We start from the raw sequence: 23,469 nt of genomic DNA on the forward strand, positions 1-23,469 counted from the left end.
ATTACCACCTCTTGGTTTTGACGTTGTGGACATGCAGGTGTTCGCCGCGCTTGATGGGCTGCACAACCTTGCCGATGTCAGTGCCGTACTTGATGACGGTGTCGCCCACAGCCAGATCCTTAAGGGCAATCTTGTGGCCGATCGGAATATCGCTCAGGGTATCGAATTCGATGCTCTGGTTGCCGTCCATAACCCAACCGTTAAGCTTATCGCCTTTCTTCACCCCTTCGACAACGACAACACCGACGCTATCGCCGGGTTCGTGAACCACAAAATGGGTTACCATACCGTTCTCCTTGAATAACAATGATATAAAATTGTTTGTGTAGCAAAAGTACTCAATGGCATTGTGCGCAAAACAATAGTCTGGTTTGCAGCATTTCAAGTATTTGCAGGCGCATTTTCTTAATGTCACATACAAATACAAATCTTTTTTGAGCCTTTAAGCATTGCTGCACAGAATATAGCAATTGGTGTGCCAAAATTTGCGATCCGAATTATTAGGCGAGAAATATGGATTTTTTTCACAACCTTGGTTGAGCGCTCAATTTTAAGCTTGCCTTTTAGGCAGTTATGCTGATATTTGGGCATAAAACTGCCCAAATATAGGCGGATGTCATGGAATACAAAATCACACCCACTGGCCTTAGTACCCCTTCGCTCACAGTGGGGCAGGTGGTGCACCATCTGGCACGCATTGTGGCTGGCAAGATAGACAGAAACGCGTTTTTTCAGCTGCTCTCAAAGCAGCTTCGCGTGCTGTTTCACTACGACCGCTTCTGCATCAATCTCTATGATGCCGAACGCGAGTTCCTGAATCTGTTCACCGCTGCGGATGGAACCGTGGTGGAATCTCTCTCAAACACGCGTATTGCCCGCAATACGGTTGCCGACCTTGCCATCTCATCGCGCAAGCCTGTGGTCATCAACGATCTGTCCGCCCACAACCTTGGCGACGGTCCCATGCCGCTTTCATCCGTTGGCCTCAACGCCACCATTGCCCTGCCGCTGATCATCAACCGCGAGGTTATCGGCACGATGCACGTGTCGTTTGTGAGACAGCCAGACAACATCGTTGAAATACTCAATTTTCTTATCGAGCTTACCCCGGTGCTCACCACATTTCTGTTCGCCGTGCTGGCCGAAGAACGCCTGGCAAAGAGCCGCCCAGTACCGGAGCCTTCCGGCAGGCCTTTTGACGACTCAAGCACCATTCTGCTTGAAACAAAGCTGCTGGAAACCCCGCCCATGGCCCGCACCATGGCGGTGGTGCGCAAGGTGGCAAAGCTGAATATTCCCGTGCTCATCACGGGCGAAACAGGCACGGGCAAGAGCATGCTGGCCCGCTGGCTGCACAGGCACAGCCCCCGGCGCGACGAAAACTTCGTCAAGGTCAACTGCCCTTCCATCGCACCTACCCTGTTTGAAAGCGAAATGTTCGGCTACGCCAAGGGCGCGTTTACCGGCGCAACAGCCAAACGCATTGGCCGTATTGAACTGGCGCAGCATGGAACCCTGTTTCTGGATGAAATTGGCGAGCTTGCCCCCGAAATGCAGAGCAAGCTGCTGCTTGTGATGGAAGAAAGCTCGTTTGAACGCGTGGGCGAAGCCGAATCAGTGGGGGTCGATATCCGCGTTATTTCGGCCACCAATATTGACCTTGCCCAGGCCATGGCCGAGGGGCGTCTGCGGCGCGACCTCTATTATCGTCTTGGTTCAGTGGTGGTGCGCATGCCCTCGCTGCGTGATCGCAAAAACGACATTCCGCTGTTTGTGGACCACTTTATCCAGCAGTTTGCCAGGGAATACGAAATCCGTCCTCCCCGCCTTAACCGGTCGGTGGTGGAAACCCTGCACGGGCATTCGTGGCCGGGCAACATCCGCGAGCTGCGCAATGTGGTGAGCCGCATACTGCTGCATTCGCTGGATTCGGTAGTGACAGAAGATTTTGTGCGCGAGGCCCTGCACCAGTGGTCGCCAGAAAACAGCCAGAAGGCTGAGGGCGAGTCGCCGGTTGTGGCAAGCCCCGTCCAGTCCGGGGGGGCGAGCATGTCCGCCGCTGTGGGCGAAGGGGCCGCCGCAAGCGTGCACCTGCCCACACTGGATGAAAACGAAAAGGCGCATATCGAGCGCGCCCTCAGGCAGGCCGGGGGGCGTATTTCCGGGCCACGGGGGGCGGCTGCCCTGCTGGGCGTGCCACGCACCACCCTGCAGCACAGAATGCGCAAGCTGGGCATCAGCGCCTAGGTCGGGGGCTGGCACGGCCCGGGCAGCAACAGCAAAATACAGGTATTTTGCTGTCTGGCGTTCCTGTTGTTGAGTTTCGTGCCGTTTGCGCATATGATCCCTCCCTATCTTTTTGGAAATACCGCATCTCGGAGTAAGCATGCTTGAGTATATCCGTTCAAATTCACAGTCTCTTGGCGTCAAACTGGCCTTTGGTCTGATTATCCTCGTCTTCATTTTCTGGGGCGTGGGCAGCATGAAGGACCGCGGTACGGGCAGCCTTGTGGCCACCGTCAACGGCGATCCCATCACCATCCGTGATTTCGAGTTGGCCTACCGCAACGCTGAAGAAGCCGTGGTCCGCAACAACCCCGGTGCGACGCGCGATCAGATTCGTCAGGGCCTTGGGCGTCAGGTGCTGCGCGATCTCATCAGCCAGACCCTTGTGCGTCAGGAAGCAGCCCGCGCGGGCATTACCGTTACCCCTCTTGAACTGCGCATTGCCGTGGGCAAGATCCCCGTTTTCCAGAACGCCAACGGGCAGTTTGATCCGGCAGTATACAAGCGCGTGCTTGAAATGCAGCGCATTTCGCCCGCCCAGTATGAACACGACATGAGCGAAGACCTTCTGCGCCAGAAGCTCTTTGCCCTTGTTACCTCCGCTGCATGGCATGACCCTGCGGAAGCCCAGAACCGTTACAATTTCCTGCGCGAACAGCGCGTGCCCGACTACATCTTTATTCCCGCGGCGGAATTTATGGCTGGCGCCAAGCCCACCGATGCTGAAGTGACCGCCTACTATGACAGTCACAAGGGCGAATTTGCCGTGCCGCCCAAGGTCGACGTGGCCTACATCCGCCTTACCCCCGAGGGTCTGGTCAAGGCCGAGTCCATCAGCGATGCCGATGCGCGCAAGTGGTACGATGCCAACGCCTCGCGCTTTAACCAGCAGGAAGAAATCAAGGCCGCCCACATTCTTGTGCCTCTCGCCGAAGACGCCTCTGAAACGGACGTGAAGAAAGCCCAGGAAAGCGCGGCCGCCATCGAAAAAGAACTCAAGAGCGGCAAAAGTTTTGCCGATGTGGCCAATGCCCACAACGGCCCCAATGCCGCCGGCCCCGGTGGCGAGCTTGGCTGGCTCAAGCGCGGCACCACGGTCAAGCCTTTTGAAGATGCGGCCTTTGCCCTTGAACCCGGCAAGGTTTCCGCTCCTGTGCGCAGCCAGTTTGGCCTGCACATCATCAAGGTAGAAGAAAAGAAGGGCGGCGGTACGCAGTCCTTTGCCGCAGTGGCCGACGAAGTGCGCAAGGCCATGGCCAAGGAGCAGGGCGCGGACAAGCTGCGCGACGTGCTCGACAACCTGATTGAAGACAACATTCTCGGCAAGCCGCTTGAAAAGAGCGCTCAGGCTCTGGGCCTCGAAGCGCAGCAGACCGGCCTTGCCGCCGCGCAGGAGCTGCAGCAGAAGATGGGCATAACAGCCGAAGCCGCCGCTACCCTTGAAAAAACCCCGGCCAATTCGCCGGTGGACAGGGCCCTTGAAGCTGGCGACGCCTACGTGGTTGCCCGCGTGCTCAAGGCCGAAGCCGCCTCCACCCTGCCCCTTGAGGCCGTGAAAGAAAAGATTGTCGCCCGCCTGCAGGGCGAGAAGGCCCTCGCCGACGCCATGCGCGCCGCTACCGAGCGCCGCAAGAGCCTTGTCGACGGAGCCATCAACCCCACGCTCAAGACGGGCATGGGCATCAAGACCGCCAACCCCATGGACCGCAGCGGCAGCCTGGCAGATTTCGGGCCTGATCCGGAACTGGCAGCCGCCCTGTTCAGCGCCCGGGTTGGCCAGTGGCTGCCCACGGCTTTTGCCGTCAGCAGCCCCAAGGAAGGCCAGGGTGCCGTGCTTGTTCACGTGGGTGCCGTGCAGCCTCCCGATGCTTCGGAATGGGACATGATCAAGGACATCATGGCCGGTGCCGTGGAGCGTGAGCGCGTTCAGGGGCTGTACGAAACCTTCATGCAGCGCCTGCTTTCAACCGCCAAGGTTGAAGTGCTCAACATGGATATTGTGGACAGAAAAAACATGTAGTCCGCGCGGCGCGGGCCAGAGCCTGCGCCGGGGCTTGCAGCAAGTCAGTCAGTATTATAATGGACCGGAACCGCATCTGCGGTTCCGGCCTTGCATATTTCCCCCACATTCCCCCGCCGGTCTGACGGCCGGGATGTTTACAAAACGACATTCCTACCTATTTTTCATAAAGCGACCAGTGTGGTCTGCGACCGGGCCACGCCCGGCATGAAAGGAGGCACTTTATGTGCGGCATTATCGGTTATGCGGGTCACAGGCCTGCTGTTCCCGTTGTGGTTGAAGGCCTGCGCCGTCTGGAATACCGCGGGTACGACTCTGCTGGCGTGGCCTTTGCCCGTCAGGGTGACCTGCATGTGGTGCGCGCCACGGGCAAACTGGCCGCGCTGGAAGAAAAGCTGGCGCACGAAGAAGGCATCACCACGCCCACCAGCGCCATGGGCCACACCCGCTGGGCTACCCACGGCGTGCCCGCCGAACGCAATGCCCACCCTCACCGCTCCAACGACGGCACGCTTGCCATCGTGCACAACGGCATCATCGAAAACTATCAGGAAATAAAGGCTGACCTCACGGCCAAGGGCTATACCTTCAGCTCTGAAACCGACACCGAAGTGCTGGTCAACCTTATCGCCGAGCGCCGCAAAACCGAGCCCGACCTGCTGCATGCCTTTGCTGCCGCCCTGCGCGAGGCTCACGGCGCCTATGCCGTCTGCCTCATGGACAAGGACGAACCCGGCGTCATCTACGCCGCACGCATGTCCGCCCCGCTCATTTTTGGTCAGGGAACGGGCGAAAACTTTGTGGCTTCCGACATCCCGGCATTTCTGCCCTACACCCGTCAGGTGGTTTTTCTTGAAGACGGCGAGCTGGTGCGCGCCACAGCCTCTGATTTTGCCATCATGCGCCTCAAGGACCTGAGTCCGGTACAGCCCGAGGCCCAGACCATCCAGTGGGACATGCAGGCCGCGCAAAAGGGCGGTTACCGCCACTTTATGCTCAAGGAAATTTTTGAGCAGCCCCGCGTTATCACCGACGGCCTCACCGGTCGTGTGGAAGGCGACCACGGCGACGTGCGCCTCACAGAGCTGGACAGCCTGCCCGTGCCGCGCCGTCTGCACATTGTGGCCTGCGGCACGTCGTACCATTCCGGCATGTGGGGTCGCCACCTGCTGGAACACTGGGCTCACGTGCCCGTGCAGGTCGAGATCGCTTCCGAATTCCGCTACCGGGATTCTCTCCTGCTTGACAAGGACGACATGGTGCTGGTCATCAGCCAGAGCGGCGAAACCGCCGACACCCTGGCCGCCCTGCGCATTGCCCGCGAGCGCGGCATCACCGTGGTTGGCCTGTGCAACGTGGTGGGATCTTCCATCGCGCGCGACGCTTCTGCCGTGCTTTACACCCAGGCTGGGCCAGAAATCAGCGTGGCTTCCACCAAGGCCATGTGCAGCCAGATGCTCATGCTGGCCCTAATGGCCCTGTACTGGAGCAAGCGTAACGGCACCATGTCTGCCGAAGAGCGCCGCAACGTTATCGCCATGCTCGAAAACCTGCCTGCCCTGCTGGACGGAGCCCTGCCCGCCATGCATGAAAAGGCGCGCGAACTCTCGCGTAAGTACGCGCAGGCACGTAATTTCTTCTATCTTGGACGCGGCCACTGCTACCCGCTGGCCCTCGAAGGCGCGCTGAAGCTCAAGGAACTTTCGTACATCCACGCCGAGGGCTACGCCGCCGGCGAAATGAAGCACGGCCCCATCGCCCTTATCGACCCCTCCTTCCCCACATTTGCCCTGGCGTTGGACGACAGCCTGCTGCCCAAGGTGAAGTCAAACATGGTCGAGGTGCAGGCGCGTCAGGGCAAGGTTATCGCCCTGACCAACGAAGGCTTTGACCTTGGGGCCGAGGACACCTGGATTATTCCCAAGCTGCCCGCGCCGCTGGCCGGTTTTATGGCTCTGCCCGCCCTGCAGCTCTTTAGCTACGAGACTGCCGACTACCTTGGCAAGGACGTTGACCAGCCCCGCAACCTGGCCAAGAGCGTTACGGTGGAATAAGCCAGATCTAACAGGCTCGGTGGAAACAACTCCCCGTGCACGGTATGCGCATGGCGCCGCCCTCGGCAGAGTTAATCGCTGGGGGCGGCGTTTTTTTTGGGGTGAGAGGCTCCTCAACACAAGGGTTCGCTGCTATGCCAAAACTTCTGTATTTGCTTTGCGCGCTGGTTCTGCTGGCTGCCCCTGTCAGGGCAGATGCCTGCACGTTGTGGGCTGCGGCGGGCCCTCAGGTTGCTGGCGGCGGAACCATAATCGTTAAGAACAGGGATTGGCGGCCTGACAACCAGCAGAAAATTCGCCTCGCGACAAAGGGCAAATACCGGTTCATATACCTTGAGGCGGAAGGTAACAGTTTTTCGGGTGCAAAACAGGGAATAAACGAAAAAGGGCTTGCCATAGTGCTTGCATCGGCACCGCGCGAGGTTGAGCGGGCAGGCAAAAATGCCGGTATGACAAAACTGAGAATCCTGCTGGCCTCCTACGCCAGTGTGCAGGAGGCCCTGGCTGCCCTGAAGGCTGGCGCTTGGGTTACCAACCCCCAGTTTATGGTTTTGGCTGATGCAAAGGAAATAGCCTGTGTAGAGTTTGGCCCTGGCGGTCAGTATGCTGTCGTCGCGCAGCAGGGCTCCGGGGTGGTTTTTCATACCAACCATTATGTGTCGCCGCAGCTTGAGCCGTTAAACCCGCATAAATTATCAACCAGTCTGGATAGATATAATAAGATTTCCAGCCTCCTTCAGGCTGGTGCCCCATTTGACGTGCAAAAATTTCAGGCTTTCAGCACCGATCCGACGCTGTGGCGGGCAGGTGCCACGCCCTCGACCACGCGAACCCTTTCCTCATGGATCATCAGGCAGATGCCCGACGGCAGCGGAACGCTGTATCTGCGCATGGCCAACCCCGATCATCCGGTAAAGGAATACCGTTTTGCGCTCAAAGACCTGTTTGAGGGAAAGGTTGATCTTTCCCTCGTTCAGTAACCTGCCGGTTAAGGTTGGGAAAACTGCCGAGGGAAAAACCTGTCTGAAGTGCGCGGTTCCGTTCGTGCGGCAGTTCTGGGCGACAAAACGCGGACGCTTGCCCCTGTGGCTTGCCTAGCCGAGCCAAATTGGGCATAATCTGTATCTGTAACCTTTCAGGCCTTTGCGGAGGCGCACATGCAGCCCGAGATTCTGCTTTTTGACATAGGTAATACATCAATCAAGATTGGGTTGGCCAACGAGCGGCATGTGCTGACCTCGTACACCCTGCGCACCGATACCGCCCAGACTGCGGACAATTTTGGCCTTACTCTCCTTACCCTGCTGCAGCATGCTGGCGTTACGGCTTCACAGCTCAAGGCCTGCGTGACCTCTTCTGTGGCCCCGGGCTTTGACCCGCTTTTGCGCGAGGCTGTGGCCCGCTATGTGGGCTGCCCCCTGCAGCGGGTGGGCAAGGAACTGCCGGTTCCGCTCGAGAACCGCTACGAACGCCCCGCCGAAGTCGGCGCAGACCGGCTGGTGGGCGCGTATGCTGCCCGCCGCATGTACCCGGAAACTCCCTCGCTGCTCGTGGTTGATTTTGGCACTGCCGTGACCATCGACTGCGTCAGCGGTGATGCCTATATGGGCGGTCTCATTTTTCCCGGTCCCCGCACGGCCCTCACCGCTCTTTCGCGCGAGGCCGCCAAGCTGCCCAGGGTCAACCTGGACGTACGCGCCGATGAACCCACGCCGGGGCGCAACACCACCACCAGCATCCAGCACGGTCTGGTTTTTGGTTTTGCCTGTATGGTCGAGGGTCTTACCCAAAGGCTCAAAAGGCAGATGTCCGGCCCGGTCAAGGTGCTTGGCACGGGTGGTTTTTCCGCTTCCATAGCGCGGGTCAGCCCCGTGTTTGATCAGGTGCTGCCCATGCTGCTTCTTGATGGCCTGCGCAGGCTGCACTATGAAGAACGCGGCGCGGTGGAATAACGCCGTGCTGCCCCTGCAGCGTCCGTTTGCCAGCGCCTCTGGCGCAGTTCCGGGTTTGCCCGTTGGGCCCGGAGATCTGTTTTACGGGCCTGCCTTTTCTGACCGTACTTTCCTCCGTCGGCCATGCTGACGGTACATATTTCGTAAACAAGCCCGCCAGGGCAAAAGGAGTAGACAATGAGCAGCATTGCTTCTGTTTATGGCCGTGAGATTCTCGATTCGCGCGGCAACCCCACTGTTGAAGTGGAAGTGACGCTGGAATCCGGTCACAGCGCCCGTGCGGCCGTGCCTTCGGGAGCCTCCACGGGCAGCCGCGAAGCCCTGGAAATGCGCGATGGCGACAAAAGCCGTTTTGGCGGCAAGGGCGTGACCAAGGCCGTTGACAACGTCAACGGCGAAATCGCCGAAGCCATTGTTGGTATGGACGTGCTACGCCAGGTGCAGATCGACAACACGCTCATCGACCTCGACGGCACCGACAACAAGGCCCGCCTTGGCGCCAACGCCATGCTTGGCGTTTCCATGGCCTGCGCCCGTGTGGCCTCTGAATTTCTGGGCCTGCCGCTCTACAAGTATCTTGGCGGCATCAACGCTAAGGTGCTGCCCGTGCCCATGATGAACATCATCAACGGCGGCGCGCATGCTCCCAACAATCTTGATATCCAGGAATTCATGATCATGCCCGTGGGCGCCGTGACCTTCCGTGATTCGCTGCGCATCGGTGCGGAAATCTTCCACACCCTGCAGGCCATTCTGAAGAAGGACGGCCACGTCACCAGCGTGGGCGACGAGGGCGGCTTTGCCCCCAACCTCAAGAACCACGACGAAGCCTTTGGCTACATCATCAAGGCCATCGAAGAAGCGGGCTACAACCCCGGTTCTGAAGTGGCCCTGGCCATCGACGCTGCCGCCAGCGAATTCTACAAGGACGGCAAGTACGTTCTGGGCGGCGAAGGCAAGAGCTTCAACAATGCGGAAATGAGCGACTGGCTGGCCGAATTCACCCAGAAGTACCCCCTCATCTCCATCGAAGACGGCATGGCCGAAAGCGACTGGGACGGCTGGGGCATGCTGACCGCCTCGCTGGGCGACCATGTGCAGCTGGTGGGCGACGACGTGTTCGTGACCAACCCCGCCATTCTGGCCGAGGGCATTGATCAGGGCGTGGGCAACTCCATCCTCATCAAGCTCAACCAGATCGGCACGGTTACCGAAACCCTCGATACCATCGAGATGGCCAAGGAAGCCTCTTACAGCACCGTGGTTTCGCACCGCTCCGGCGAAACGGAAGACAGCTTTATCGCCGACCTGGCTGTGGGCGTGAACGCCGGCCAGATCAAGACCGGCTCGCTCTGCCGTTCCGAACGCATGGCCAAGTACAACCAGCTGCTGCGCATCGAAGAAGAACTGGGCGACGACGCGGATTTCTTTGGCCCCATCATGGCCGAATACTATCTGCAGCTTGAAGACGAAGACTAAAATCCACAGGGCCGCAGGCCCGGCCAGTCTGGGCCGGGTTTGCGGGCTTTTGTACCGCTGATCGCGTATGGACCTCCAACCCGCGTGCAACCGCCAATGGAAGTGCGCGGGTTTACCAGCGACCGCCGCACCGGCCGGGAGCGGCGGTCGCCCTGTTTTGGGCGCCCATCATACTTTCGGAGCTCATCATGATTTTGATTGACGGCAAAAAAACAGCCGCCGATATCCGCGCGGAACTTGGCGCGGAAGTGGCCGCCGCCATCGCCCAGGGGCATCGCGCACCGGGCCTTGCGGTTATTCTTGTGGGCGAAGACCCTGCCTCGCAGGTCTACGTGCGCAATAAAGAGCGCGCCTGCGCCGAGGCCGGTATTGTTTCCTTTCCCCACCACCTGCCTGCCACAACCACACAGCAGGAACTGCTCGACCTCATCCACCAGTGCAATGCCAACCCCAATGTGGACGGCATCTTGCTGCAGCTGCCTCTGCCCAAGGGGCTCGACGCGCAGGAATGCCTGCTGTCCATTGATCCTGAAAAGGACGTAGATGGCTTCCACCCTGTAAGCGTAGGGCGGCTTTCGCTCGGTCTGCCGGGCTATGTGTCGTGCACGCCTGCTGGCGTCATGGAATTGCTGCGCCGCTACGACCTGCCCACCTCTGGCAAGAAAGCCGTGGTTGTGGGTCGCTCCAACATCGTGGGCAAGCCGCTGGCCATGCTGCTGGCCCGTTCTGGCCGCTTTGGCGATGCCACGGTGACCGTATGCCATTCGCGCACGCCCGACCTTGCCGAGCAGTGCCGTCAGGCCGATTTTCTGTTTCTTGCCATGGGCAGGCCCCGCTGCATCACGGGCGACATGGTGCGCGAGGGTGCGGTGGTCATTGATGTGGGTATCAACCGCACGCCCGAAGGCCTGTGCGGCGATGCCGACTTTGCCAGCGTCAGCCCCAAGGCCCACGCCATTACGCCGGTTCCCGGCGGCGTTGGCCCCATGACCATTGCCATGCTGCTGAGCAATACCGTGCAGTCGTGGCGCGCGCACAGGGCCGGAGTCTAGCAACACAACAAGGAGAACCGGATGGAATTCAAAGAGGCTGTCAAAATCTGCCTGACCAAAAAGTACTGCTGCCTCAAGGGCCGGGCCTCAAGGTCTGAATTCTGGTGGTTTTGCCTGTTTACGTTTATATTGAACCTGATTGTGGCCTTGCTGGGCTCGTTGTTGCCAGCGCTGGGTTCCATTGTGAGCGCCGTGCAGGCCCTGTGGCTGCTGCTGCCCACAGTGGGGGTTACCACGCGCAGGCTGCACGACCGCAACCTTTCGGGCTGGTGGCAGCTGCTGCCGCTGGTTGCTGCCTTGCCGGTCATCATTGCCGTGGCACTTGACGCCGACTGGCTGCTGATGCTGGCTGGTTGCGCTGCGGCTCTGACAAGCCTTGGGCTTCTGGTGGTTTACGCGCTCAAGGGCACTAGCGGCCACAACCGCTTCGGGCCTGACCCCCTTGACGGGGCCGGGGTCTGAGGGGCAACATAAAAAGTTACACCGCCGTCCGGCGGAAACAGGCGAAAATCCGCGCCGCTGGCCCATTTCAGGCCATCTTGCCAGACGTTTGGCTATAGCGTATGGCCCGGTCATCATCTGCCATTATTGAGAGGGCAACTATGTATCGCAACGCGAAAAATGTCGGTTATTATATGATTGGTTCGGGTAGTCTTACCCAGCTTGGCGATTTGCTTGGCGCGCGTCGCGCCGCAGTGAATGGCCCCGCCGTGTTTTTTGTGGATAAATTTTTTGAAGGCAAGGATCTGCTTGCCAAGCTGCCTGTGGAAAACAAGGACATGGTGCTCTATGTGGATACCGCCGACGAACCCACCACAGACAGCGTGGACGGCTATACCGATCAGGTAAAGGCCTTCCTCAACGGCGCGACCCCCTGCGCCCTGCTGGCCTTTGGCGGCGGTTGCGTGCTTGATACCTGCAAGTGCGTGGGTAACCTGCTGACCAACCCCGGCAAGGCCGAAAACTATCAGGGCTGGGAGCTGGTCAAAAATCCCGCCCCCTACAAAATCGCCGTTCCCACCCTTTCGGGTACTGGTTCAGAAACCTCGCGCACGGGCATCATCTGCAACGAGGCCAAGAACATCAAACTCGGCATGAACAGCGACTACACCATGTTCGAGCAGGTGCTGCTCGACCCTGACCTGACCGCCAGCGTGCCGCGCAACCAGTACTTCTACACCGGCATCGACACCTACATGCACTGCTTTGAGAGCATCACCGGCTCTTACCGCAACGTGGTGGTCGATTCGCTGGCTGAAAAGGCCATTGACCTCAGCAAGCAGGTTTACCTTTCCAGCGACATGATGAGCGACGAAAACCGCGAAAAGCTCATGATCGCCTCCTTCCTTGGCGGCATGGCTGCCGGTTTTGTGGGCGTGGTGCATCCTATCTCGGCAGGCCTCAGCATGGTGCTGCACATGCACCACGGCATTGCCAACTGCTACGCCCTCTCCGTGCTTGAAGACATCTACCCCGATGAATACAAAGACTTTATGGTCATGATGGAACGTCAGGGCATCGATCTGCCCAAGGGCATCTGCAAGGGTCTTACCGATGCGCAGTACGACGCCCTTTACGGTGCCAGCATTGTGCACGAAAAGCCGCTTTCCAACCGCCTTGGCCCGGATTTCAAAAAAATCCTTACCAAGGAAAACGTTATCGAGCGCTTCCTGCGCATGTAACAGGCCGCTGCGCCACGAGCGCACGCGCCTGGAGTGATAACCGAATATTGTGCGCCGCCGGGCTTTCCGGCGGCGCATTTGCCACAAGGAGTCCGCATGGACATTAAAGTAAATTTCAGTGGCCGTGCCATCCGCTATACGGAAGAAGAAATTGCGGTGGTTGTGGATGTCATGCGCAATGCCGACACGCTCACCCAGGGCGTGCACATGCGCGATTTTGAAAGCAAGTTTGCCGCCTATCAGGGCGTGGCCCCTGGCAGCTGCTTTGTGACCATGAACGGCGTTTCGGCGCTGGAGCTTTCTGCCCAGCTGTGCCGTTTCAAGCCCGGTGACGAAGTGGTCATGCCCTCGCACACCTTTACGGCCTCTGCCTACCCCTACATCAAAAAGGGCGCTACGATGGTCTGGGCCGACGTAGACCTGCTGACCCGCGTCGTCACTGCCGAAACCATCGAAAAAGCCATTACGCCCCGCACCAGGGCCGTTGTGGTGGTGCATCTCTATGGCTACGTGGCCGACATGACCGCCATCGCCGCCCTGTGCAAGGAACGCGGCCTGATCCTCATTGAGGACGCGGCTCAGGCCATCGGCTCTGTGGTTGACGGCAAAAAGGCTGGCAGCTTTGGTGATATGTCCATTTTTTCGTTCCATTCGCACAAGAACCTCACCACCCTTGGTGAAGGCGGCATGCTCTATGTGCGCGACCCCAAGCTGGCGGCCCTTGTGCCCACCCTGCGCCACAACGGCCACTGCGGCTTTGACTATGAGCGCCCCGATTACTGGAAGCCCGCCATGGGCAACGTTGACCTGCCCATGCTGGATGGCGAGCCCATGCAGCCCAACAACTACTGCCTTGGCGAAGTGGAATGCGCCCTTGGGGCAAAGCTGCTTGAGCGCATCGACAGCATCAACGACGAAAAGCGCGCCCGCGCCTTGCGCTTCATCGACGCTCTGGCAGACTTTCCCGAGCTGGAATTCCACCGCGTGGATTCACCCCGCCACAACTATCACCTGCTGGCCGCGCGTATGACCACGGGCGTTGAGGCGCGTGACCGTTTTATACGAACCATGTTCAATGAAAAAGGCGTGAAGTGCGTGGTGCAGTATATTCCGCTGGACCGCTACGACTACTACCGCCGCCTTGGCATGGGTACGGCCAACTGCCCCAATGCCGACACCTTCTTTGACTCCATGATCTCCTTCCCCTTCCAGCACTGGCTGACCGAGGAAGAATTTGACTACATGCTGACCTCCACCCGCGAGGTTCTGGCCAGCCTGCGCTAGCGCCTGTTATGCCCCGGGCCGCACCGGTACTGCCGGTGTAGCCCGGGGTTTGCGTACCCTGCCCTGTTCCCTTTCCGCACAGTAGAGAACAAAACGTGAAAGAACGCTGCATCGTCATACCTGCCATCAAAAAAAACGCCGTCATTCCTGACCAGCTGGTTAAAAAGCTGGCAGGGGTTACGCTTGTTGAAAGGGCCATCAACACCGCGCGCAGCGTGCTGCCCGGTGAAGACATCATGGTGCTGACCGACAGCCAGGAAATTGCGCTCATCTGTGAGCGCGCGGGTGTGCGTCACCACTGGAACAAGGATCTGCGCTTCACGAGCCTTGATATTGTTACCGAAATGCGCGGTCTGCTCACCGAGCTTGCGCGCGAGTATGCGCACTGCATGATTTTGCGGGCCTCGTGCCCCCTGCTGACCTGGGTGGATGTGGAAGACGCCTGGAAGCGCTACCGCGATGCCCATGCCGACAGCCTTGTTACGGTCAAGAGCATGCGTCAGCGTATCTGGAACGTGCAGGGTGAAGGGCTGGAAAGCCTGCTGGACGAAGGCGCGGGTGAAGGCAGCGAAAAAACCATGGTGGTCGAAAGCCGCGCCCTTATCATCCTGCGCATGTCGCTGCTTGAAAAAGCCAACGGCCACACGCTGGGACGTGGCAAGATCGTGCCCTATTTTCTCAACGACAGGGCCATTGAAATTCAGGGCTATCAGGACTGGTGGATTTGCGAACACCTTTTGCAGCGGCGTCATGTGGTCTTTGTGGTGGCTGGCTGCCCGGCCATCGGGATGGGGCACGTGTTTCGCGCGCTTATGCTGGCCCACGAAATCACCAACCACAAGGTAAGCTTTGTGTGCACGCGCGAGAGCGAGCTTGCCGTAGAAAGCATTGCCCGCAAGGATTACAAAATCGTGCGTCAGGGCAACGAGGAACTGGCGGACACTGTGCTGCGCATGCGACCTGATCTGGTGGTTAACGATATTCTCAACACCACCTCTGCCTACATGGCGCGCCTGACCACGGCGGGCGTGCGCTGCGTGAATTTTGAGGACGAAGGCCCCGGTGCCGACTGGGCGCGTCTGGTGGTCAATGCCCTGTATGAAGACAGGGACAGCAACGAGCGCCTGTGCTACGGGCCAAACTACTTTTGCCTGCGCGACGAATTTCTGGGTGCGGCACGCAATCCCTTCCGGCCAGAGCTCAAGACCGTGCTCATTACCTTTGGCGGTACAGATCTCAACGACTGTTCGCGCCGGGTGCTCGATATCATTGAGCCCATCTGTCGGGCCTACGGCATTGCCATCCGTCTGGTGGCGGGGCCGGGTTATGCGCACAAAGACGCCATGGAAGCGCACCTTGCCAAACTGGACAACCCGCTTGTGCAGTTTACCTGGGCCACCAACGTCATGAGCCGCATGATGGAAGGGGCCGACCTTGCCATCTGTTCCGCCGGGCGCACTGTGTACGAGCTGACCCACATGCGCATTCCCTCCATGGTGCTGGCCCACCATGAGCGCGAGGCGCGCCACACCTTTGCCCGTCCCCGCAACGGGTTTGCCTTTGTGGGCATCATGGACAGGGTGAGCGATGCCAAGATCCGGAATGTTTTTCTGGCCATGCTCAAGAATTCCCGGCGGCAGCGCTTCTGGGAAAGGCAGAATGCCCTTGATTTTACGGCCAACAAGGCGCGCGTGGTGGGCCTGATGCAGAACATTCTGCAAGAAGGCTCAGCCAGCCCACAGGCGGAATCTGCCGCGCCGTAACCGCTCCACGTTCAACAGTCAGAAAGGATCGCCCATGCCCAAGACCGGCAAGGTTATAGCCATTATTCAGGCCCGCCTCGGCTCCACGCGGCTTCCCATGAAATCTTTGCTCTGCCTGCGTGATGTGCCCGTTATCGACTGGGTTACGCGTCGGCTTGCCCAGGCGGCAAAGCTCGACGGCATCATGGTGGCCGTGCCCGATACCCCGCTTGATCTCGTGCTGCTCGACCACCTGAAAAGACGTGGCGTGCCCTGCGTGGCCGGGTCGGAGGACGACGTGCTGGCCCGTTTCTGTCTGGCGGCCCGCACGGCCGACGCCGGGCGTGTGGTGCGCGTGTGCGCCGATAACCCCCTTATCTGGGGTGGGGCCATTGACCGGCTGGTGGATTTTTATGATCAGGGCAATTGGGATTACGCGTACAACCATATTCCGCGCAACAACCTGTGGCCTGACGGCCTTGGGGCAGAGATTCTCTCTCGCGAACTGCTGGACGAACTGGACGCAAGGGCCACCCAGACCTCGCAGCGCGAGCACTGCCTCAACTACATATGGGACAATGCCACCAGTTTTAAAATAGGCACGTTTGACCCAGAAGAAGACTGGCTACGCCGTCCCGACCTCAAGCTGGACATGGACAGGCCCGACGACTTCTGCCGTCTGGCGCTCAAGCCCATCACGCCCGAGATGGACGCTAGGGAAATAGTGCGGGTTTTCGGCTAGAACCGTTACGTAACAGCTTTGGCCCCCCATGTGCTTTTTTTGTCCTTAATACGGGCAAGGAGGCGCGTGGGGGGCTTTTGTATGCCGAGCTACAGGTAGGGAGAAAATATCCAGCAGGCGGCGTTGCGCAGCTTTATGAGCAGGGGCATGCTGGACAGATCGTCGTCGGTGATTTCCTTGCCCATGATGATGGCCCTGTCGATGTGGGCGGTGATCTGGTCGTGCACGTCCGGGTTGAACACTTCCATGTTCAGCTCAAAATTCAGGCGCAGGCTGCGCGCATCCAGATTGGCAGAGCCTATCTGGCAATAATAGCCATCCACGGCCAGCAGTTTGGTGTGGGCAAAGGGCGGCGGCTGGTACCACACGCGCACGCCCGATTGCAGCAGGGTGGGCAGCAGGCGGTATTGCGCCCAGTGCACGTAAAAAAGATTGTTTTTGGCGGGCAGCACAATGCGCACGTCCACCCCGCGCTGACCAGCCGAACGCAGGGCTGAAACCAGCCCGTGCGATGGCAGGAAGTAGGGCGTCATGATGCGCACCGAGCGGCGGGCCGCGTTGATCACGGCGCAGTAAATATCGTTGAGGATATCGGCTTCTGAACCTGGGCCGTCCATGATGATACGGCAGCGGCTGTCGCCGCGCGGCAGGGTGGTTGTGGCCGGCAGGGGCGTGTAACTGTTTGTGCAGAAGCCCCAGTTGAGCAGAAAGGCCCGGCGCAGCTGGTCCACAATGGGGCCTTCGCACCTGAAGTGCATGTCCTGCACGTACTTTGTCTTGCCTGCGGCCAGATTGTCGTCGGCAATGTTCATGCCGCCGGTAAAGGCCACGCTGTCGCACACCAGCATTTTGCGGTGGTTGCGCAGGTTAATGCTGAAATTGGGCGGGAACAGGCGCGGCGGCAGAAACTGGGTGACCTGAACGCCCCGTTGCGCAAGCTTTTTCCACGGTTTGCGCAGCGAGTAGAGCATGCCGATGCCGTCAACCAGCAGGCGCACGTCCACTCCGCGCTCCGCAGCGCGGGCCATGGCTTCGCCAAAGGCGGTGGCCACCTGCCCGGCATTGAATATGTAGGTACAGAGAAAAACATGGTCCCTGGCCTTTTCGATGGCCTCGATCATGGCAGGGTAGGCCTGATCTCCGTTGCGCAGGGGGCTGATGCTGTTGCCACTGCTCAGATGCTGCTCGGTGAGCACACGGCCAATGTGCTCCATGCGAACAATGCTGTCGGGGATGTTTTCTGGCGGAATTTTTGAAAAAGGCGGGTGCGCGTAGTCGGGTTCCAGCGGCTGCTGCCGCCGCATGATGCGGCTGGCCCTGCTCTCTGCTCTGCTTATGCCAAAACAGGCGTACAGAATGGGCCCCAGAACAGGCAGAAAGAGGGCTGTTACTGTCCAGCCAAGGGCTGCACGGGGGTCATGCTTGGTCAGCAGGGCATGGCACACCGCAACCCACGACAAAATGTGGGCAACAATCAGACCCACAGTTTCTACAAAAAGCAGCATTTCTGCCCCTCAGTGAGTGCGCGTCAGCAGTAAGTCCGCACTGTTACATGCGTGCCAGCACCCTTGCGTGCGCCCTAGCGGCGTATGACCATCAGAGCGGTGTCGGTGTTGCGCAGCACGCGTTCGGTCACAGAGCCCAGCAGCATGTCCTGCAGGCCGTCACGGCCATCGGTGAACATGATGATGAGGTCGGCATTTTCCTCATGGGCCACCCGGATGATGGTCTCGGCAGGGGTGCCTTCGTCCACACGGCAGCGAACACGCTCGGCCGCCATGTTGGAATCGGCCATGACGCTGTTGAGCAGGGTCTGCCCCTTGGCCTTCTGTTCCGCAAGAAGCTCGGCATGGGCTTCGCCGCCCACGATCTGGGGCAGGGGTTCAAAAACGTGCAGTAAAACAATATCCCCGCTGGCGAGGCTATGGGCGTGGGTCAGGGCCGTTTTTGCGCGGGTCAGACCGTTTTTGCCACTTACGGGAATAAGAACTGTTTTGTACATGGTGTTCCTTGGGTCAGTTGTTGCGTGCGCTCCCTGGCTTGCTCTAGCGGCGCGGCGTAAGACCGATGCGGTTGCGCTCAACCGCCACGGCAAGCTCTGGCAAGAGGTCGCGCAGGGCGTTCATGTCGTTGGCCTTGGCAGCGCGCTCCACGCAACGTGCCATGCGAGCCAGCACGCGGAAGCCAAAGGCGTCCGATTCGGTGGCGATGCGGTTGGCCGCCTCGCCCACAACCGCGCAACGGCGGTTTTTAAAGCCCTGTTGGGCATCGTCCATGGCCGTGTCGAGACGGGCTACAAGCTGGGGAATTGTCTGGTCGGTTTCACGTGGCGCATTTGGAGCCACAAGGGCCGCAGGAGGCACGGAAGCGGGCGCGGCGGGCTGTGCTGACCCAACTGTTGAAGAGGCGGCAGAAGTCCTTTCTGGCGTCTTCATCGGTTCATATGCGGTTGCGTCGGCAACGGGTTGGGTCTTTTGCTCGGCCCTTTGCTCTGCCTGAGGCGCTGCGCTGTGGTCTGGATGACGCAGGGCATCGGCCGCACCGGCAATAAAATTCATGATGGAATTGCCTTTGCCGCTGGTCTTGAGGGCCGTGGCGGCGCGGCGTGGTTCTGCCGCCGCGGGAGCTGCACCGGGCATGGATACCTGAGCAGACACTTGCTCGGCAATGGGGGGGGAAGCTGGGGCTGCATCCTGCATGGGCATGGCGGCGAGGTCAGCCATAAGGTCGGGCCTGCCGCTGGCTGCTGCTTCCTTTTCGGTATCAGCGGGCCTGTCGCCAGCGCTGCCCAGAAGCTTGAGAATCAGCCTGCCAGTGGCGGTGCGGGGCATCTCCACCGGGCGGTTGCGGCGGTCATCGGCCTGAGCCTCTGCGGGCTGCTGGGCTGCGTCGGGTTCTTCCTGCCTGGCTGGCTTGGTCATGGGCATGGGTTCGCCCACCCATTCACCGGGGTGCGCAAGACTGGGGCTCACGTAGGATTTTTTCTCCTGCCGTGTTGCTGCGTTCGCTGCGCTGGCTGGTGCAGAGCCCTGAGCGGAGCTCTGCCTGGCTGGCTGGGCCGGAGTTGTCATGCGCGCCGTGGGCACGGGGGTGCCAATAGGCATGGGTTCACCCACCCATTCTTCATGCAGGCTGTAGTTGTCCCATGCACCTCTGCCTGCGGGGGCGGGCACGTCAAAACCACTGCCTTTGGCACTGGCATTTTCGCTGTCAGTGTCCGCAATGCTATCTGCAAAGCTGGCTGCGCCATTAACCGGGGAAAGCGTGGCTTCACCAACCCTGTCGCTCATGGACTTGAGAGGCGTTATGGTCTGGGCGGCAAGCACCTCGGCGGCGAGCTCGGCCGTTGCTTCTGCTGGTTCGGCATAGGTGTCTTCGACTGGCAGGGATGCTTCAATAAATTCGGCAGGGGTTATACTTGCCCTGGCATCCACTGCGGGTGTGTCGAGCTGTGCAGCGTCGGACTGCACGGGTTCTGATTGTACCGGTTCAGTTTGCACGGGCTCGGCGTGGGCAGGTTCTGGCCATGCAAGCTGCTCAAATGCTTGTACCTTAGCCACCACGTCACCTGCATATATTTCTGTTGTAATTTCAGTATGTTCAGTAAGCATTTCGGTGGCAGCCGGTTGGTCTGGCGTTGCAGTATCTTCTGCGGACCAATGCGGACCTTCAAGGCCCGCTGAAGCCAGAAATTCGTCAGCCACAAATTCGCTTGACGCTGATGCGGCAGGGGCTTCCTCAGCGGTCTGCGGTTCGGTCAGGATTTCTGACGGTGCTTCCTGTACTGATTCCGTCTTGGGTTCTGCCACTGCCTCTGTGACAGCTTCGGGCCGTTCTTCGGGCTGGTTTTCAGAAGCCGCATCCGTCAGAGTTTCGGCCTGCATGTCCGGGGACTCGGCAGCGGGAGCCGGTGCCGTTTCCATCTTGATGTCCGGCAGCGTGTCTGCCGCGTTGTCGGGTGCTGTTTCCGTCAACACCTCGGGCAATTCGGCTTCGGCTGCTTCCGTCATGGAGAGGGGCAGCTGGTCATCGTCGCCGGGCTTGCCTTCTTCGGGCAAAAGATCGGTCAGCTCAATGGGGGCCTGATCTTCTTCCTGCTGGGCCTCGTCCATGAGCGGCAACAGCAGGCTGCCCTGATCGGCGGAATGGTGCACAGACAGCTTTTCCTGCGTGCCGAACGAGAGAGGCTCCTCGTAGGACAGGGGCAGCTGAAGATCAGAGACGGGCGGGGTCGGGGCATGGTCGGACTGCGACAAATCACGTTGGGTCAGATCATGCTGCTCCACCGCGGGCAGCAGCGAGCCCTGTGCCGGCGCATCCTCTCCGAAAAGGTCGGGCAATCCGTTGGGCGTCAGTGCCTGCGCGGGCGCATCCACAGGGTGTTCCTGTGCCGCAGGGGGCAGATAGGAAGAGTCTGAGAGATCAGAAAGATCAATAGGTTGTGATTCCGTAGCGGACTCAACCGAACTTGCGGCGTCAACCGTGCTGGCTTCGGCAATTGTAGATCCAGCTGCGGCAGCAGCCAGTGCCACTCCTGTCTGATCGGGCATTTCAGGCTCGGCAGCGGACACCGCCGGGGTTTCGCCCGTAGATGCGGCAGGGCTTCCACCCAAGAATCCGCCTTCGGTCAGCACTTCATTCAGGGTTGCCGCAAAGGCTTCGGCATCCACCGGATCAAGCAGGGCATGGGTGTAGCCTGTTTCGGCCAGTGCATCCCAGTTCTTGTCGTCCTTGGTGATGGCCAGAGCCTTGAACACGGAAAGACCCGTCTCCAGCGCCTCGGCCTCAAAACGGCCAAGAGCGTCGGCTTCGGCGGGGCCGTGATGCGGGTACTGCACCACAAGCATGAGTGCGGGGGCCTCGCGGTTGCACTGTAGGGCCTCGCGCATGCTGCGCGATTCTGTACTGTTGTAGCCCAGATTGGCTATCATGTGGGCAAGGGCCTGACGGTCAACGGCGCTTTCGGCCACGACGGCAATGTGCGGGCCACGCGCCTGAGCGGCGGCCTTGTCGGATTCGCCAGCATTCTCAAGAGGCTTGAGGCGCAGGGTAAAGGCAATGGATGTTCCCTGCGGGCCGCACTCCACATTGAGGTAGCCATTGTTGGAACCGGCCAGTTCCCATGCGCGGGTGAGGGCCAGCGCGGATCTGTCGCGCGGCGGAATACCCGCGCCATTGTCGCTTACGGTAAAGAGCAGATGACCGGGGTCGGCTGTTTCGGGCACTCGTCGCACAGAAAGATGCACTGCGCCCCTCGAGGTGGCGCGCACGGCGCTTTCGAGCAGCAGGCTCAGGGTTTCGCGCAGGGCGCGGGCCTGCCCTTCATACATATGCCCAAGCAGGGGGGGCATGTACCACGCAAGGCCAATGCCCGCGTTTTCCGCCGCAGTGGTCACGGCATCGTGGGCTTCGCGCACAAGGTGCTGCAGATTGAAGGGCGAGCGCTGTTCGCCAACGCCGGTGTGTTCCTGCGTTTCGCCTGGATTGTCGAGAATCTTTGCCAGGTCGCCCGCGGCGTTGATCATGTTTTCCGCATACTGGCGCACGGCGGGCGGCAGTGAACAATGTCCAAGGGCAGCGCCCTCGCGCATAAGTCGGTCGAGCGGCGGGCGCAGCAGGTTTTCCCACATGCCGGGGCTTACGCTGGCCGGGGCCGCACCCTGTCGGGATGCGCGCTGGGCGCGGGGCGCTGGTTCGGCATTGTCTGAAATATCTACGGGCAGGGCGGAAAAATCTGCGGCAGTCTTACCCGCCGCAGAGGGGGGCAGCAGGCGCAGGTTGGGGTCGTCCAGCGGAGCGTCAAGATTGATGGGGCCGTCGTTAAGGCCAGAGCTTACAAGGGCGGCGTCCAGCCCCGCGATGCTTCTTTTGGCAGCAGGTGAGGATTCGCGTTTTTTACCCTTGCCCGGTTCCGTGCCGCTGGTGTCAGCCCTGTCGTTGCCGGTCTGGGCCGCGTCGCGCGGCAGGCCGGTTCCGGCGATGAGCAGGGCGCTCAGGGCCGTGCCCCACAAGGGGGCAGAGGCCAGCAGGTTTGCCGCGTAGCCGTAATCAAGCCCCATGATGCCCGCCGCCACAAACAGGGGCGGCACAATGCAGCCCAGCAGAAAACGACGCGCGCCGCCAAGGCCCATGATGGCGCCGCCAAGGGCGCTCAGCGTAAAGATGGCGGTGCAGGCAGGCCAGAGGGAAAGAAAGCGTATGCTCCAGCCAAAGCCGGGCAAAAGCGGCAGCAGGGCCAGCGCTGCGCCAGGCAGCGAAAGCAGCACAAACTGCGCGTCAAGCAGGGGCGAGCGGCCCCGTGTGCGCATGAGATGACGGCCCACGTGGGGCAAAAGCATGAGGGCCAGACCGGGCGCAAGCACGGCCACGGCCTGATTGAGCGTTATGTGCCCGGTGCCGTAAGCGGGCATGCCAAGCGTGCCCTGCAGCAGGGCCACTCCCACATACAGGGCTGTCCACACACGCCACTGGCCTCTTTCGGAAAGGCCGCGCAAAAGGCACAGCAGCATGACAACGCCAAGGGCTAGCAGGGCCGCGGTGCCAGAAAGGCTGCCCCAGTTGGTGGCTGCGTCCTGCGGGGTGCGCAGGGTGGGCGAAAACCAGATGCCCGGCAGACCGTCGAGGCGGATATAGCAGGTAATGGCTTCTGTTCCCGGTTCGGGCAACAGCAAAACATTACGGTGGGTTGGCAGAATTTCGCGCCATTCAATGCTGTCGGCAACGGGGCTGGGCGCGGGCTGGTACAGAACGGGATCAGCGGGAACATCCGGTCCCATGTCGAGCAGCATGGCCTGCGAGCGGCCGCCAGCGGGCAGGGGGGCGAGGGTAAAGCGCAGCCACATCACCCCGGCAAGGCGGGGCAGGGCTTTGACGTTCAGCGGCTTGAACATCTGGCTGTTGGAGGGGGCCGCAGCCTCCTCCACATCCATGGTTCCCGTAACGTCGATAAAGTATTGCAGGTCAGGCAGCAGCGACACGCTGGGCGCGCGCAGTACAGGCGGAATCGTGCCGCTGTGCGCTGTGGAAGGTGCGCCGAAACTTGCGCAGAAAATGCACAGAAACAGAGCGCACACGCGCAACACGGCACCTGAAATGCCGGAGAAAAAGACAATCATGGTTGTTCCGCCTGTATGTTCGCCGGTATATCTATATGCTTCCCCCTTCAGGCACAGATGC

General features: G+C 60.1%; 16 protein-coding genes. 12 read left to right on the forward strand and 4 right to left on the reverse strand.

Going from position 1 to position 23,469, the window contains the following annotated elements; translation table 11 throughout:
• Position 1: 1 nt before the first annotated feature.
• Positions 2-286 carry a UxaA family hydrolase gene (locus F8N36_RS04395; protein WP_291331586.1) on the reverse strand — a complete coding sequence of 95 codons (285 nt, stop codon included), beginning with the start codon at positions 284-286 and terminating at the stop codon, positions 2-4.
• A gap of 332 nt (positions 287-618) precedes the next feature.
• Between F8N36_RS04395 and F8N36_RS04400 the strand changes: the two genes are divergently transcribed.
• The 12 genes from F8N36_RS04400 (at position 619) to F8N36_RS04455 (ending at position 16,293) form a co-directional block, all read left to right on the forward strand.
• Complete coding sequence (locus tag F8N36_RS04400; protein WP_291331587.1) at positions 619-2,247, forward strand: sigma-54-dependent Fis family transcriptional regulator; 1,629 nt, start codon at positions 619-621, stop codon at positions 2,245-2,247.
• Positions 2,248-2,386: 139 nt separating this feature from the next.
• Positions 2,387-4,306 (forward strand): SurA N-terminal domain-containing protein, encoded by a 1,920-nt coding sequence (locus F8N36_RS04405; RefSeq protein WP_291331588.1) that lies wholly within the window; start codon positions 2,387-2,389, stop codon positions 4,304-4,306.
• Positions 4,307-4,530: 224 nt separating this feature from the next.
• Complete coding sequence (gene glmS, locus F8N36_RS04410; protein WP_291331589.1) at positions 4,531-6,360, forward strand: glutamine--fructose-6-phosphate transaminase (isomerizing); 1,830 nt, start codon at positions 4,531-4,533, stop codon at positions 6,358-6,360.
• 134 nt (positions 6,361-6,494) lie between these two features.
• The gene (locus F8N36_RS04415) at positions 6,495-7,340 is read left to right on the forward strand and encodes a C45 family peptidase (protein ID WP_291331590.1); all 846 of its coding nucleotides are present in this window, start codon (positions 6,495-6,497) and stop codon (positions 7,338-7,340) included.
• Between the two features lie 177 nt (positions 7,341-7,517).
• Positions 7,518-8,312 (forward strand): type III pantothenate kinase, encoded by a 795-nt coding sequence (locus tag F8N36_RS04420; RefSeq protein WP_291331591.1) that lies wholly within the window; start codon positions 7,518-7,520, stop codon positions 8,310-8,312.
• Positions 8,313-8,489: 177 nt separating this feature from the next.
• The gene (gene eno, locus F8N36_RS04425) at positions 8,490-9,791 is read left to right on the forward strand and encodes a phosphopyruvate hydratase (RefSeq protein ID WP_291331592.1); all 1,302 of its coding nucleotides are present in this window, start codon (positions 8,490-8,492) and stop codon (positions 9,789-9,791) included.
• Between the two features lie 188 nt (positions 9,792-9,979).
• Complete coding sequence (folD, locus tag F8N36_RS04430) at positions 9,980-10,843, forward strand: bifunctional methylenetetrahydrofolate dehydrogenase/methenyltetrahydrofolate cyclohydrolase FolD (RefSeq protein ID WP_291331593.1); 864 nt, start codon at positions 9,980-9,982, stop codon at positions 10,841-10,843.
• A gap of 21 nt (positions 10,844-10,864) precedes the next feature.
• Positions 10,865-11,305 (forward strand): DUF805 domain-containing protein, encoded by a 441-nt coding sequence (locus tag F8N36_RS04435; RefSeq protein WP_291331594.1) that lies wholly within the window; start codon positions 10,865-10,867, stop codon positions 11,303-11,305.
• 140 nt (positions 11,306-11,445) lie between these two features.
• Positions 11,446-12,525: an iron-containing alcohol dehydrogenase family protein gene (locus F8N36_RS04440; protein WP_291331595.1), complete on the forward strand. Its 1,080-nt coding sequence runs from the start codon at positions 11,446-11,448 to the stop codon at positions 12,523-12,525.
• 96 nt (positions 12,526-12,621) lie between these two features.
• Complete coding sequence (locus tag F8N36_RS04445; RefSeq protein WP_291331596.1) at positions 12,622-13,809, forward strand: DegT/DnrJ/EryC1/StrS family aminotransferase; 1,188 nt, start codon at positions 12,622-12,624, stop codon at positions 13,807-13,809.
• A gap of 95 nt (positions 13,810-13,904) precedes the next feature.
• Complete coding sequence (locus F8N36_RS04450; RefSeq protein WP_291331597.1) at positions 13,905-15,572, forward strand: cytidine 5'-phosphate N-acetylneuraminic acid synthetase; 1,668 nt, start codon at positions 13,905-13,907, stop codon at positions 15,570-15,572.
• A 34-nt stretch (positions 15,573-15,606) separates the two neighbouring features.
• On the forward strand, positions 15,607-16,293 hold the full coding sequence (locus F8N36_RS04455; RefSeq protein ID WP_291331598.1) for an NTP transferase domain-containing protein: 687 nt from the start codon (positions 15,607-15,609) through the stop codon (positions 16,291-16,293).
• An 89-nt stretch (positions 16,294-16,382) separates the two neighbouring features.
• Here F8N36_RS04455 and F8N36_RS04460 read toward each other — a convergent pair whose 3' ends face one another.
• The 3 genes from F8N36_RS04460 to F8N36_RS04470 form a co-directional block, all read right to left on the reverse strand.
• The gene (locus tag F8N36_RS04460; protein ID WP_291331599.1) at positions 16,383-17,798 is read right to left on the reverse strand and encodes a phospholipase D-like domain-containing protein; all 1,416 of its coding nucleotides are present in this window, start codon (positions 17,796-17,798) and stop codon (positions 16,383-16,385) included.
• Positions 17,799-17,872: 74 nt separating this feature from the next.
• Complete coding sequence (locus F8N36_RS04465; protein ID WP_291331600.1) at positions 17,873-18,295, reverse strand: universal stress protein; 423 nt, start codon at positions 18,293-18,295, stop codon at positions 17,873-17,875.
• Positions 18,296-18,338: 43 nt separating this feature from the next.
• Complete coding sequence (locus F8N36_RS04470; RefSeq protein WP_291331601.1) at positions 18,339-23,408, reverse strand: ATP-binding protein; 5,070 nt, start codon at positions 23,406-23,408, stop codon at positions 18,339-18,341.
• Between the last annotated feature and the right edge of the window lie 61 nt (positions 23,409-23,469).

Source organism: Desulfovibrio sp., from assembly GCF_009712225.1.
Lineage (GTDB): Bacteria > Desulfobacterota > Desulfovibrionia > Desulfovibrionales > Desulfovibrionaceae > Desulfovibrio.

Bases quoted from the DNA above. Each gene is read 5' to 3' on its own strand.
- F8N36_RS04395 (WP_291331586.1), bottom strand. From the start codon at position 286: ATGGTAACCCATTTTGTGGTTCACGAACCCGGCGATAGCGTCGGTGTT.
- F8N36_RS04400 (WP_291331587.1), top strand. From the start codon at position 619: ATGGAATACAAAATCACACCCACTGGCCTTAGTACCCCTTCGCTCACA.
- F8N36_RS04405 (WP_291331588.1), top strand. From the start codon at position 2,387: ATGCTTGAGTATATCCGTTCAAATTCACAGTCTCTTGGCGTCAAACTG.
- glmS (WP_291331589.1), top strand. From the start codon at position 4,531: ATGTGCGGCATTATCGGTTATGCGGGTCACAGGCCTGCTGTTCCCGTT.
- F8N36_RS04415 (WP_291331590.1), top strand. From the start codon at position 6,495: ATGCCAAAACTTCTGTATTTGCTTTGCGCGCTGGTTCTGCTGGCTGCC.
- F8N36_RS04420 (WP_291331591.1), top strand. From the start codon at position 7,518: ATGCAGCCCGAGATTCTGCTTTTTGACATAGGTAATACATCAATCAAG.
- eno (WP_291331592.1), top strand. From the start codon at position 8,490: ATGAGCAGCATTGCTTCTGTTTATGGCCGTGAGATTCTCGATTCGCGC.
- folD (WP_291331593.1), top strand. From the start codon at position 9,980: ATGATTTTGATTGACGGCAAAAAAACAGCCGCCGATATCCGCGCGGAA.
- F8N36_RS04435 (WP_291331594.1), top strand. From the start codon at position 10,865: ATGGAATTCAAAGAGGCTGTCAAAATCTGCCTGACCAAAAAGTACTGC.
- F8N36_RS04440 (WP_291331595.1), top strand. From the start codon at position 11,446: ATGTATCGCAACGCGAAAAATGTCGGTTATTATATGATTGGTTCGGGT.
- F8N36_RS04445 (WP_291331596.1), top strand. From the start codon at position 12,622: ATGGACATTAAAGTAAATTTCAGTGGCCGTGCCATCCGCTATACGGAA.
- F8N36_RS04455 (WP_291331598.1), top strand. From the start codon at position 15,607: ATGCCCAAGACCGGCAAGGTTATAGCCATTATTCAGGCCCGCCTCGGC.
- F8N36_RS04460 (WP_291331599.1), bottom strand. From the start codon at position 17,798: ATGCTGCTTTTTGTAGAAACTGTGGGTCTGATTGTTGCCCACATTTTG.
- F8N36_RS04465 (WP_291331600.1), bottom strand. From the start codon at position 18,295: ATGTACAAAACAGTTCTTATTCCCGTAAGTGGCAAAAACGGTCTGACC.
- F8N36_RS04470 (WP_291331601.1), bottom strand. From the start codon at position 23,408: ATGATTGTCTTTTTCTCCGGCATTTCAGGTGCCGTGTTGCGCGTGTGC.